Raw genomic sequence first — 11,976 nt, 5'->3', positions numbered from 1 at the left:
GCGCAAAGCCCATGTTGGCGATGTCGCCGGCCCGCAGGTTGATTTCCGAGGCGCTGCCGGCCCCTTCCACCAGCACCAGATCGGCTTCGGCGGCAAGGCGGCCGAAGCTCTCCAGCACCGCCGGCAGCAGGGCGCCCCGCTCCCGCTGATAGGCTGCGGCGGCGCTGGCCTGCCAGACGCGGCCCTGCACCACCACCTGGGCGCCGGTCTCGCTCTGCGGCTTCAGCAGCACCGGGTTCATGTGCACGCTTGCCGCCACGCCGGCCGCGCGCGCCTGCAGCGCCTGTGCGCGGCCGATCTCGCCGCCGTCGGCCGTAACCGCGGCGTTGTTCGACATGTTCTGCGGTTTGAACGGCCGCACGCGCAGGCCGCGGCGCGCGAAGGCCCGGCACAGGCCCGCCACCACCAGCGACTTGCCGACGTCCGAGCCCGTGCCCTGAAACATCAGCGCTCTGGCCCGGCGCGGCCCCGGTGCGGCCGGAACGGGGGCTGGCTTCTCCGGCGACTGGCCGGGCGACTGCGCGGCGGGGGAACCTGTTTCCGGTGTCATCGCATCAGAACTCGATGCCGGCCTGGGCCCGGATGCCGGCCCGGAACGGATGCCGCACCAGCGTCATTTCGGTCACGAGGTCGGCCGCGTCCAGCAGGGCCGGCGGCGCATTGCGTCCGGTCACGACCACGTGCAGGCCGGCACGGCGGGCCTGCAGCGCGGCCACCACCGCGCCGGTATCGAGCAGGTCGTAGCGCAGGGCGATGTTCAGTTCGTCGAGGATGACCAGCGAGAGAGTCTCGTCGGCCAGCAGCGCCTGTGCCCGTTCCCACGCCCGCGCTGCCGCCGCCAGATCGCGGCGCAGGTCCTGTGTCTCCCATGTGAAGCCCTCGCCCATGGCGTGCCAGAGCACCTGATTCCCGAAGGCGGCAAGGGCGCGCTGCTCGCCGGTTTCCCACACGCCTTTGACGAACTGCACGATTCCAACCCGCCGGCCGTGTCCCAGCATGCGCAGCGCAAGCCCGAACGCCGCGGTGGACTTGCCCTTGCCGGCTCCGGTGTGGACCATCAGCAGCCCCTTTTCGCGGGTCTTGGAGGCCACCTCGGCATCCTGAACCGCCTTGCGGCGCGCCATCTTTTCCGCATGGCGTTCAGCCTGCGAATCGTCGATCTCGCGCATCGTGCCTCCACCGGCAAGGGGTTGGAAAAAGGGCTCTTTCAGGCCGTTCGCCGGCGCCGCGGCAAGGTCTGAAAAATCCCATCAGAAAGCGGTGCGAGCCGCGCGCGGACGCGCTGTCCCGGTGGCTGACCATAGCGCAGGCGGGCGTGCTGGCAAGCCACGGGCGGGCGGACGGAGGCGGCGTTGACAGGCTTCCGTGGCCTGACTTATGACTCAGGGCCAGACGGTCCCCTTCTCGCAATGGAAGGGGCTAAGAGGGAATGCGGTGCGCCTCCGGAGCCATGCCGGCGAAGGGGCAATGCCGCAGCTGTCCCCGCAACTGTAATCGGAGAGCCGACCACCACGAAAGCCACTGGAGGCGCAGATGCGCCGCTCCGGGAAGGCGGTGGGCCGGCGAAGATCCGAGAGCCAGGAGACCTGCCGTCGCCGAATCGATCCTTGAATGCCCGGCGGGTGAACTCGGGCAGGGAGTGACTTTTGGTGACAGCTGCCAGCCCAGCTCTCCCCGGCGACATGGCCGGGGCCATCCGCGATCGCAGCCCTGCTGCGACTGCGACGATCGTCGTCTGTCGCACCTGTCGCGGCGCGGGCGCCGGCGACGGTGCCGCCCTGCTGGCGGCGGCCGGCGAACTGGCTGCGGCGGCCGGCGGCGCGGTTGCCGTGCGCGGGGTCGCCTGCCTTGCCAACTGCCGGCGGGGGCTTTCCGCCGCCATTTCCGCCCCCGGCGCGTGGAGCTACGTCTTCGGCGATCTGACGGCCGCCGGCGCGGCCGATCTGGTGGCCGGTGCGGCGCTGCTGGCGGCTTCGGCCGATGGCACGATGCCATGGCGCGGCCGGCCCGAGGCGCTGAAGCGCGGTCTGATCGCCCGCATCCCTTCCCCTGAAAATCTCACCGAGGTGCCGTGATGGCCGTTGTTGATCGTGTCGGCTGCACCATCGTGACCGGCTTTCTGGGCGCCGGAAAAACCACCCTGATCCGCACGCTGATCGCCCGGGCGCGCGACCGGCGGCTGGCCATTCTCGTCAACGAGTTCGGCGATGTCGGCATTGACGGCGAAATCCTGAAGGGATGCGGCATCGAGACCTGCCCGGGCGAGAACATCATCGAACTCGCCAACGGCTGCATCTGCTGCACGGTTGCGGAAGATTTTGGCCCGGCGCTGGATCGCATCCTCGCCCTTGAGCCGAAGGTCGATCACATCGTGATCGAGACCTCGGGTCTGGCGCTGCCGAAGCCGCTGGTGCAGGCGTTCTGCTGGCCGCAGATCCGCAGCCGCGTCACGGTCGACGGCGTGGTGGCGGTGGTCGACGGTCCGGCGCTGGCCGACGGCTCGCTGGTGGCCGATCCGCTGGCGGTGCAGCGCGAGCGGGCCGCGCAGGATCCCGCCCACGATGACCCGGTGGAGGAAGTTTTTGCCGATCAGGTCGCCTGCGCCGATCTGGTGGTGATGACCAAGGCGGACCTGCTGAGCGATGCCGCGCGCGCCGCGGCGCGGGCGCGCATCGACCGCCATCTGGCCCGCCCGGTCAAGGTGGTGGAAGCCGCCGGCGGCGATCTGGAGCCGGAGGTTCTGATCGGTCTGGGCCTCGGCGTGGAAGACGAAATCGCCGGCCGCAGGACGCTGCATGACGATGCCGGCGACCACGAACACGACGATTTCGACAGCTTCGTCGTGACGCTGCCGCCGCTGTCGGCGCCGGAGGAAATCGCGGCGCGCGTCGCGGCGGCCGCGGCGCTTGAAAACGTGCTGCGCATCAAGGGCTTCGCGGCCATCGGCGATCGTCCCATGCGGCTGCTCGTGCAGGCGGTCGGCCCGCGCGTCAGCACCGGGTTCGACCGGGCATGGCGGCCGGGCGAGGCGCGCGCCACGTCGCTGGTGGTGATCGGCCTCAGGGGGCTCGACCGCGCGGCGGTGGCGGCCGCACTCGGGGCCTGACCGCGATGCACCTCGTTGCCACCTCATCGTCGCGGCTGGACGAAATCGGCGGCCCCGTCGATCTCGGCCAGGCGCCGGCCGATGTGGCGGTTCTGTCCTTTTCCGACAGCGATCTGGCGGCTTTCGACGCGGCGTTCCGCAGCGGTGCCGCGGGCGGGCTGACACTGCGCCTCACCGCGCTCGGGCAGTTGTCGCATCCGATGTCGGTCGACCTGTGGCTCGACCGGGTTGCACGCCATGCCCGCGTGGTGCTGGTGCGGCTGCTCGGCGGCTATGAGGCGTGGCGCTATGGCTGCGATGCCCTGGCCGCCCTTGCCGTCCGCACGGGTCTCGTTCTGGTGCTGCTGCCCGGCGAATGCCGGGTGGACGACGAGCGGCTGGCGGCCCTTTCGCAGGTGGAGGCCGGCGCGCGGGCCGCGCTGCTGGCAGCGCTGCGCGAAGGTGGCGCGGCCAACGTGCGCAAGGCCCTTGCCCGGCTTGCCGCGCTCGGCGGCGGGCCGCAGGCGGCAGAAGCGGAGGCAGAGGCGGCGGCAGAAGCCGTGCCGCGCTGCGGTTTCTGGCGGGCTGACACGGGCGTCGTCGGCGCCGATGCCGCGTTGCCGGCCGGCGGGGGGCCGGTTGTGCTGGTGGTGTTCTATCGCTCGCAGCTGCTGGCGGGCGATGCCGGGCCGGTCGGGGCGCTGTGCGCGGCGCTGGAGGCGCGCGGCCTGCGAACGCTGGCCGCTTTCGTGCCGGGCCTGCGCGACGAGGCGGCGGCGGAAATGCTGCGCGCTCTGGCCGGGCGCCTGCCGCTGGCGGCGGCGGTGACCACCACGGCCTTTGCCGGGGCGGCTGAGGGGCTGTTTGCCGCGCTCGGCGTGCCGCTGTTGCAGGCGGTAATGGCGACGACCCTGCGGGAAGGCTGGGAGGAAAGCGACCGCGGTCTCGGCCCGGCCGATCTGGCGATGCACGTCGTTCTGCCGGAACTCGACGGCCGCGTGCTGGCCGGGGCGATCGCGTTCAAGGAATGCGAAGGCGAGGTGCGCCGCAATCGGGCCCGGCCGGACCGCGTGGCGCAGGTGGCCGACCGGGTGGCCGCGCTGGTGCGCCTGCAACAGACGCCGCGCGCACAGCGCCGGCTGGTGATGCTGCTGCCGGATTATCCCCATGCTCCCGGTCGCACCGGCTATGCGGTGGGGCTCGACGTGCCGATGAGCGCGCTCGCCATCCTGCACGATCTGAAGGATGCCGGCTATGACGTGGCCGATATTCCGCCTTCGCCGCGCGCCCTGATGGCGGCGCTGAGCCGGCCCGCGGCGCCGGGCCTGACCCGGGCGGCCTATGAGCGGGCGTTCGGCGGCCTTGCGCAGGCGGCCCGGGCCCGCGTTCTGGCGGCGTGGGGGGCCCCGGCGCCGGCCGGCGGCGGCGATGTCTTCCGGTTTCGGGCGCTGGCCTGCGGGCAGGTCACCATTGCGCTTGCGCCGGATCGCGGGCAGCCCGGCAGCCGGCGGGCGGACTATCACGACCCCGCCCTGCCGCCCGGCCACGATCTGCTCGCCTTCGGCTTCTGGCTGCGCGGAGCGGGCGCGGACGGGGAAGGCGGGGGAGATGGCTGCCACGCGCTGATCCACCTCGGCGCGCACGGCACGCTGGAATGGCTGCCGGGCAAGACGGTTGCGCTGTCGCAGGCCTGCTTCCCGGAAATCGTCACCGGCGCATTGCCGGTGGTCTATCCCTTCATCGTCAGCAATCCGGGCGAGGCGGCGCAGGCCAAGCGCCGCCTCGCCGCCGTGACGCTGGGACACCTGACGCCGCCGCTGATCGAGGCCGGGCTCGACGACGGCCACCGCGCCCTTGAGCAACTGGTGGACGAGTTTGCCGCTGCCGATGGCCTCGACCGCCGGCGGCGGGACCGTCTTGCCCGTCTGATCGTGGAAACCGCGCGGGAAAGCGGCCTTGCCGCGGAGGCAGGCGTGACGGCGGATGCGGATGCCGACACGGCGCTGATGCGCATCGATGCATGGCTCTGCGACCTGAAGGAAGCCGTGCTCAAGGATGGCCAGCACATCTACGGCCGTGCGGCAGCGGGCGACGGAGCGTTGCGACGGGCCTCAGCCGCCGGCGAGCGCGAGGGGCTGCTGCGCGCGCTCGATGGCCGGCCGGTGGACCCCGGGCCCGCCGGGGCGCCGGCCCGCGGGCGGGTCGATGTGATGCCGACGGGCCGCAATCTCTTCGCCGCCGATCCGCGCACCCTGCCGACACCGACGTCGTTTGCCCTCGGCCGGCAGGCGGCGGAAGAGGTGGTGCGGTGCCATCTTCAGGCCCACGGCGACTGGCCGCGCGCGCTGGTGATGGACCTCTACGGCAGCGCCAGCCTGCGCACCGGCGGCGAGGACATTGCGCAGGGGCTGGCGCTGATGGGCTGCCGGCCGGTGTGGGATGCCGCCACCGGCCGCGTCAGCGGCATCGAGGTGCTGCCGCCGGCGGCGACCGGCCGCCCGCGGGTGGATGTGACGTGGCGCATCTCCGGGCTGTTCCGGGATCTGTTTCCCGGCCAGATCGCGCTGCTGGATGCCGCCGTGGCGGCGGTTGCGGCGCGTGGCGCAGAGGGTGGCGACAATCCGCTGGCCGCGGCGGCGGCCGGGGGCGCCCATCTGCAGCGCATCTTCGGTTCGCCGGCCGGCGCCTATGGCAGCGGCATCGAGCCGGCGCTGACCAGCGGTGCGTGGCAGGCGCGCGACGACCTCGGCCGGGATTACCTCGCCGCCGCCTCCCATGCCTTCGGCGGGGCGGAGGGGACGGCACGGGCTGCGCCCGGCGCCTTTGCGGCGCGGGTTGCGGCGGCCGACCTGTTGCTGCACGGGCAGGACGACCCCGGCCGCGACCTGCTGGAGGGCGTGGCCGACGTCGCTTTCATCGGCGGCTTTTCGGCCGCGCTCTCAGCGCTCGGCCGCAGCGCCGATGTGGTGGTGCTGGATACCACCCGCCCGGACCGGCCGTGCGCGCGGCCGCTGGCGGCGGCGCTGGCGCGCGTGGTGCGGGCGCGGGCCGTCAATCCGCGCTTCATCGCCGGGCAGATGCGCCACGGCCCGCGCGGGGCCGCTGAATTTGCCGAAACGGTCGACCGCCTTGTCGGCTTCGCCGAGACGACGGATGCCGTGCCGCCGGAGCTGATCGCCGCCCTGCACGAGGCCTATGTGGCGGATGCGGCGGTGCGCGACTTCATGCTGGAGCAGAACCCGGCTGCCGCCGCGGCGATTGCCGCGCGCCTTCGCGACGCCCGCCGTCGCGGTCTCTGGCAGCCGCGGCGCAATGCGGTGGATGGCGAACTGGAGAGCCTTGCCGCGGCGGCCGGCGCCTGCCTTGCCGGCGACGGGCCGGATGCGGAGGCGGGGCGATGACGGTTGCTGCGCGCCGCCGCGGTGCCTGCCCGGCCCTGTCGGCCCCGATGGCCACCGGCGACGGCCTGCTGGTGCGCCTGCACCCGCCGGATCGCCGGCTTTCCGCCCGGCAGCTTGCCGCGGTGGCAGAGGCCGCCGCGCGGTTCGGCAACGGCCTTGTCGAGGTGACGGCGCGCGGCCACCTGCAGGTGCGCGGCCTTTCCGCGTCGCGGCTGGCGGGCTTTCGCGAGGCCCTCGGCGCGGCCGGTCTTTCCGATCACGACGGACCGCAGGTGGAAACGCCGCCGCTGGCCGGACTGGCGGCCGACGAGATCCGCGATCCCCGCCCCCTCGCGGCGCGGCTGCGGGCGGCGATCGCGCCCTTCGCGGCCCGTCTCGCGCCGAAGGTGGCGGTGGTTGTCGATGGCGGCGGCGCAGGCGGTCTGGGCGATCTGCTGGCCGATGTCCGCCTTGAGGCGACAGCGGCCGGGTGGCATGTCGCCATCGGCGGCACTGCCGGCACGGCCCGCAGCCTCGGAACCGGCGGGGAAGAGGATGCCTTCGCCGCGGCGCTGGCCGTTCTGACCCGTCTGGCGGCCGCACCGTGCGACGGTCGCGCGGGCCGCCGTGGACGCGATCTCGGCACCGCAGATTGTGCGGTGCAGGCGCGCAGTCTGGCGGCCGAAGAGCGCGGGCCCGTGCTGCCGCCGGCCGCGCCGGCCGGCGTATTCCCGCTGCGCGACGGTCGCTTCGCACTGGGGCTGGGTCTGCCGTTCGGCCGGGCCGGCAGCGAGGCCCTGTGCGGCCTCGCCGCACGGTCTGGCGGGGCGGCCGGCGTTCTGCTCGCCCCGCGCCATGGCCTCGTGCTGCCGGGTCTCGACGCGGTGCAGGTTGACCGGCTGTCGGTTGCGGCGGCGTCGCTCGGGTTCATTGTCAGCCCGCAGGATCCGCGCCTGCGCGTCACCGCGTGTGCCGGCGCACCGTTCTGCGATGCCGCCCTGCTGCAGACCCATCCGCTGGCCGGGGCCTTGTGCGCGCCTTCGCGCGGCGGGCCGGCGCTTGCGGAGGGGCGGCTGCACCTTTCCGGCTGCCCCAAGCGTTGCGCGGCCCCGCGCAGCGCGGCGGTCACCGAGATCGTCGGCACGGCCGACGGACCGCACCTTGCCGGCCGCCTGCCGGATGCCGCCGCCGCCCGGCGGCTGCTGGCTCTTTCCGCCCGCCATTCCGTTTGCCAAACCCCGGTTGCCGATACCCCCAGCCATGACGCCGCATTCCCATCAGATCTATGAGCGCGACGGAGCGGCGATCTATGCCGCGTCGTTCGCCATCATCCGCCGCGAGGCCGATCTCGCCCGCTTCACCGCGGAAGAGGCTGAAATTGCCGTGCGCATGATCCATGCCTGCGGTCTGGTGGAGGCGGCGGCATCGTTTCGCTTCTCTCCGGGCTTCGTCGCGGCCGCGCGCGGCGCGCTTGCGGCGGGCGCCCCCGTGCTGTGCGATGCGGAGATGGTTGCCCACGGCATCACGCGGGCGCGGTTGCCTGCCGGCAACGCCGTGATCTGCACGCTGCGCGACGGGCGCACGGCCGATCTGGCCGCCGCCATCGGCAACACACGCTCGGCGGCGGCCCTTGAGCTGTGGCGGGAGCGACTGGCAGGCGCCGTGGTGGCCATCGGCAACGCGCCGACGGCGCTGTTCCACCTGCTCGATATGCTGGCCGACGGCGCCCCGCGCCCGGCCGCCATCATCGGCATGCCGGTCGGCTTCGTGGGCGCGGCGGAATCGAAGGCGGCGCTGGCGGAGGGCTGCCACGGCATTCCGTTCGCCATCGTCGCGGGCCGGCTGGGCGGCAGCGCGATGACCGCGGCTGCCGTCAACGCACTGGCGAGGGCCGGGCTGTGAGCGGGCGGCTGATCGGTCTCGGCACCGGACCGGGCGACCCGGAACTGCTGACGCTGAAGGCGGTGCGCGCGCTGGCGGCTGCCGATGTGGTGGCCTTCTTCGCCAAGCGCGGGCGCGCCTCCAACGCGCGGCGCATCGTGGACGGATTGTTGCGGCCGGATGCGGTGGAACTGCCGCTCGCCTATCCCGTCACCACCGAACTTCCGGTGAGCGATGCGGGTTACCGCACCGCCATCGACGGGTTCTACGAGACGGCCGCCGCCGCCGTCGCCGCTCATCTGGAAGCCGGGCGCACCGTGGCGGTGCTGAGCGAGGGCGATCCGCTGTTCTACGGCTCCTACATGCACCTGCATGTGCGCCTTGCCGGGCGGTTTCCCACCACGGTCATCGCTGGCATCAGTGCCATGGCAGGGGCGTGGTCGGCGGCCGGGCTGCCGATCGTGCAGGGCGACGACGTGCTCAGCGTGCTGCCGGGCACGCTGGACGAGGAGACCCTGTGCCGGCGCCTGCGGGAATCGGAAGCCATCGTCATCATGAAGGTGGGGCGGAATCTGCCCGCGATCCGCCGCGCGCTGGCGCGGGCCGGGCGGCTGGAGGCGGCGGTCTATGTCGAGCGCGGCACCATGGCCGGCGAGCGCCGGCTGCGCCTTGCCGACAAGGGCGATGACGAGGCGCCCTATTTTTCGCTGGTGCTGGTGCCGGGCTGGGTGGCGCGCCCCGGCGCGGCCGCACTTTCGCACGCCGCAGGAGGGCAGTGACCATGGCAACGGCTGAGCCTGCCGGCCACCTCGTCGTGGTCGGCACCGGACCGGGACCGGCCGCGCACATGACGCCCGAGGCCACCGCCGCGGTGGCCGGGGCGGAGTGGCTGTTCGGCTACGGCCCTTATCTGGACCGGCTTGCGCTGCGGCCGGATCAGTTGCGGGTTGCCTCCGACAACCGCGAGGAACTGGACCGGGCGCGCGCCGCGCTGGCGGCGGCGGCGGACGGGCGGCGGGTCGCTGTCGTTTCCGGCGGCGACCCCGGCGTTTTCGCCATGGCGGCCGCGGTCTGCGAGGCAATGGAGGCGGGGCCGGCGGCGTGGCGGCAGGTGGATTTTTCGGTTCTGCCCGGGGTCACGGCCATGCTGGCGGTCGCGGCCAGCGTGGGCGCGCCGCTCGGGGCGGATTTCTGCGCGCTGTCGCTGTCGGACAATCTCAAGCCGTGGGCGGTGATCGAGCGCCGCCTTCTGGCGGCGGCCGATGCGGGCTTCGTGATGGCGCTCTACAACCCCGTCTCCCGGGCGCGGCCCTGGCAGCTCGGCAGGGCGTTCGGGGTGCTGCGCCGCGTTCTGCCGGATGAGGTGGTGGTGGTGTTCGGCCGCGCCGCCGGCCGGCCCGATGCGCGCATGCAGATCACCACCCTCGGCGAGGCCCGCGCCGGGATGGCCGATATGGCGACCTGCGTGCTGATCGGCAGCCGGTCCACCCGGCTGATCGCGCGGCCCGGCCGGCCGCCGCTGGTCTATTCGCCCCGGTCGGTCGGCGGAGAGGTGTCATGAACGCGCAGCACGCCGGCGGCAAGCCACTGGCCGATCGCCGCATGCGCGGCGGCGACATCGCCGGCCACCGGGCAATCCGGCACGGCGGGCCGGCTGACCATCAGCACCGGCAGGCGCAGGGCGCGGGCGGCGTGGGTCTTGGCCTGCGTGGCGCTGCCGCCGGCATTCTTGGTCACCAGCACTTCAATGCCGTGGCGGAGGAACAGCGCCCGCTCGCCGGCCTCCGTAAAGGGGCCGCGGTCGAGGATGGTCACCGCGCCGGCCGGCAGGTCGGCCGGGGCGACCGGATCGATGCTGCGCACGACATAGCGATGCTGCGGGGCGGCCAGAAAGGCGCCGGCCTCCTGTCGACCGATGGCGAGGAACACCGTTTGCGGGGCAGCCTGCCGCAGCGCTTCCGCCGCCGCGGCCACGGAGGCGACCTCGGTCCAGTCATCGCCGGCCCGGCGCTGCCACGGCGGCCGGCGCAGGGCCAGCAGCGGCAGGCCCGTTGCCGCGCAGGCGGCATGGGCGCTGGCCGAAATGCGGGCCGCGAACGGATGAGTGGCATCGATGACGGCGGCAATGCCCTGCGCGCGCAGATAGGCGGTCAGGCCGGCCGCGCCGCCAAAGCCGCCGGTGCGCACGGTGCCGGCCTGCGGCAGCGGCGCGCGCGTGCGGCCGGCCAGCGACAGCACGAACGCCACCTCGCCGCGCGCGGCCAGCTCTGCCGCCAGCAGGCGCGCCTCGCCGGTGCCGCCCAGAATGAGCAGGCGCGGCGCGGGGCCGCGCGGGGCCGCGGTTTCGGTTGCGGGCAGGGGGGATGTGATCATGGCACCGCCTGATTTCGCTCCGCCTTCTAACGCACCCGCCCCGCGCGATCCAGAGGCCGGATGCTGGCTGACGGTCGTCGGCCTCGGCGAAGAGGGTGCAGACGGGCTGTCGCCCGCCGCCGGCCGGGCCATCGCTGCCGCCGCCCATGTGTTCGGCGGCGAGCGCCATCTGCGGCTTGCCGGTGCGCTGCTGCGCGGCGAGGCCCATCCCTGGCCGCGCCCGTTCGATGCCGGCCTGCAGGCGGTGCTGGCGCGGCGCGGGCAGGCGGTGTGCGTGCTCGCCTCGGGCGATCCGTTCTGCTTCGGCGTGGGGGCAACGCTGGCCCGCCATGTGCCGGCCGGCGAGATGCGGGTTCTGCCGGCGCCCTCGGCCTTCAGCCTTGCCGCGGCCCGGCTCGGCTGGGCGCTGTGCGATGTCGGCACGCTCTCGCTTCACGGCCGCCCGCTCGCGCGCCTGCGGCCGCTGCTTCACCCCGGCCGGCGCCTGCTGGCGCTGACGGCGGATGGCCGCGCGCCGGCGGAGATTGCCGCGTTCGTCACCGCGCTCGGGTTCGGCGCCACGCGCCTCACGGTGCTGGAGCGCCTCGGCGGGCCGGCCGAGCGGGTGGTGTCGCTGACGGCGGCCGGGGCCGGACAGGCGATCTTCGACGATCTCAACGTGGTCGGGCTGGAGGTGCAGGCCGCGGCGGAAGCCCGCCCGCTGCCGCTGACACCCGGCCTTGCCGACGATCTTTTTGCCCACGACGGCCAGATCACCAAACGCGAGATCCGGGCGCTGACGCTGGCAGCCCTCGCGCCGCTGCGCGGGCAGTGCCTGTGGGATATCGGGGCGGGCTCCGGCTCCGTCGCCATCGAGTGGCTGCTGCGCGATCCCTCGCTGACCGCCATTGCCATCGAGGCCGACCCGGTGCGTGCCGCCCGCATCCGCACCAATGCCGGGGTGCTCGGCGTGCCCCACCTGCAGGTGGTTGAAGGCCGTGCCCCGGGCGCGCTGGCCGACCTGCCGGCGCCGGACGCCATCTTTGTCGGCGGCGGCGGGCGCGACCGGTCTGTGATGGAAGCCGCAATGGCGGCCCTGCGGCCCGGCGGCCGGCTGGTCGCCAATGCCGTGACGCTCGATCTCGAAGCCGTGCTTCTCGATCTCCACGCCCGTTTCGGCGGCGAGCTGGTGCGCGTTGCGCTGGCCGCCGCCTCGCCGGTCGGCAGCCTGACCGGCTGGCGACCCGCCATGCCGGTAACGCGGTGGACATGGGTTCG

General features: G+C 73.7%; 11 protein-coding genes and 1 riboswitch. Of the genes, 8 read left to right on the top strand and 3 right to left on the bottom strand.

The features are described from left to right. Together V7067_RS00430 and cobO are read right to left on the bottom strand one after the other, a co-directional pair. On the bottom strand, positions 1–445 hold a 445-nt coding region (locus V7067_RS00430; RefSeq protein WP_334173890.1), incomplete at its 3' end, for an AAA family ATPase. A 109-nt stretch (positions 446–554) separates the two neighbouring features. Beyond that, entirely contained in the window at positions 555–1,169 is a 615-nt protein-coding gene (gene cobO, locus V7067_RS00425) for a cob(I)yrinic acid a,c-diamide adenosyltransferase (RefSeq protein WP_334173889.1), read from the bottom strand. A 207-nt stretch (positions 1,170–1,376) separates the two neighbouring features. Continuing rightward, a riboswitch (cobalamin riboswitch) is annotated at positions 1,377–1,609 on the top strand. Positions 1,610–1,649: 40 nt separating this feature from the next. Between cobO and V7067_RS00420 the strand changes: the two genes are divergently transcribed. Genes V7067_RS00420 through V7067_RS00390 form a run of 7 tightly spaced genes read left to right on the top strand, consistent with a single transcriptional unit; the run spans position 1,650 to position 9,907 of the window. Beyond that, complete coding sequence (locus V7067_RS00420; protein WP_334173888.1) at positions 1,650–2,075, top strand: DUF1636 family protein; 426 nt, start codon at positions 1,650–1,652, stop codon at positions 2,073–2,075. After that, positions 2,072–3,106: a cobalamin biosynthesis protein CobW gene (gene cobW, locus V7067_RS00415; protein WP_334173887.1), complete on the top strand. Its 1,035-nt coding sequence runs from the start codon at positions 2,072–2,074 to the stop codon at positions 3,104–3,106. The genes V7067_RS00420 and cobW overlap by 4 nt, the downstream gene beginning before the upstream one ends. 5 nt (positions 3,107–3,111) lie before the next feature. Next, entirely contained in the window at positions 3,112–6,486 is a 3,375-nt protein-coding gene (cobN, locus tag V7067_RS00410) for a cobaltochelatase subunit CobN (protein ID WP_334173886.1), read from the top strand. Then, positions 6,483–7,754, top strand: coding sequence for a precorrin-3B synthase (gene cobG, locus V7067_RS00405; protein ID WP_334173885.1), 1,272 nt, complete (start codon positions 6,483–6,485; stop codon positions 7,752–7,754). The genes cobN and cobG overlap by 4 nt, the downstream gene beginning before the upstream one ends. After that, entirely contained in the window at positions 7,726–8,367 is a 642-nt protein-coding gene (locus tag V7067_RS00400) for a precorrin-8X methylmutase (protein ID WP_334173884.1), read from the top strand. The genes cobG and V7067_RS00400 overlap by 29 nt, the downstream gene beginning before the upstream one ends. Continuing rightward, complete coding sequence (locus tag V7067_RS00395) at positions 8,364–9,125, top strand: precorrin-2 C(20)-methyltransferase (RefSeq protein WP_334173883.1); 762 nt, start codon at positions 8,364–8,366, stop codon at positions 9,123–9,125. Before V7067_RS00400 ends, V7067_RS00395 begins: the two co-directional genes overlap by 4 nt. Positions 9,126–9,127: 2 nt before the next feature. Continuing rightward, entirely contained in the window at positions 9,128–9,907 is a 780-nt protein-coding gene (locus V7067_RS00390) for a precorrin-3B C(17)-methyltransferase (RefSeq protein ID WP_334173882.1), read from the top strand. Here V7067_RS00390 and V7067_RS00385 read toward each other — a convergent pair. Continuing rightward, positions 9,871–10,719 (bottom strand): cobalt-precorrin-6A reductase, encoded by an 849-nt coding sequence (locus V7067_RS00385; protein ID WP_334173881.1) that lies wholly within the window; start codon positions 10,717–10,719, stop codon positions 9,871–9,873. The two genes, V7067_RS00390 and V7067_RS00385, sit on opposite strands and share 37 nt — an antisense overlap. On the opposite strand from V7067_RS00385, the gene cbiE reads away from it, so the two are divergent. Next, positions 10,718–11,976: precorrin-6y C5,15-methyltransferase (decarboxylating) subunit CbiE (cbiE, locus tag V7067_RS00380; protein ID WP_334173880.1), on the top strand; the 1,259-nt coding region annotated here is incomplete at its 3' end. The genes V7067_RS00385 and cbiE overlap by 2 nt on opposite strands.

The sequence above is a fragment of the Pseudoxanthobacter sp. genome (genome assembly GCF_036822375.1).
Taxonomy (GTDB): Bacteria; Pseudomonadota; Alphaproteobacteria; order Rhizobiales; family Segnochrobactraceae; genus Pseudoxanthobacter.
Note: the sequence above shows the minus strand (reverse complement) of the source record. Positions and strands in the feature narration are given on the sequence as shown.

Excerpts from the sequence above, each read along its gene's own strand:
- cobO (WP_334173889.1), bottom strand. The coding sequence starts at position 1,169 with ATGCGCGAGATCGACGATTCGCAGGCTGAACGCCATGCGGAAAAGATG.
- cobN (WP_334173886.1), top strand. The coding sequence starts at position 3,112 with ATGCACCTCGTTGCCACCTCATCGTCGCGGCTGGACGAAATCGGCGGC.
- cobG (WP_334173885.1), top strand. The coding sequence starts at position 6,483 with ATGACGGTTGCTGCGCGCCGCCGCGGTGCCTGCCCGGCCCTGTCGGCC.
- V7067_RS00400 (WP_334173884.1), top strand. The coding sequence starts at position 7,726 with ATGACGCCGCATTCCCATCAGATCTATGAGCGCGACGGAGCGGCGATC.
- V7067_RS00390 (WP_334173882.1), top strand. The coding sequence starts at position 9,128 with ATGGCAACGGCTGAGCCTGCCGGCCACCTCGTCGTGGTCGGCACCGGA.
- V7067_RS00385 (WP_334173881.1), bottom strand. The coding sequence starts at position 10,719 with ATGATCACATCCCCCCTGCCCGCAACCGAAACCGCGGCCCCGCGCGGC.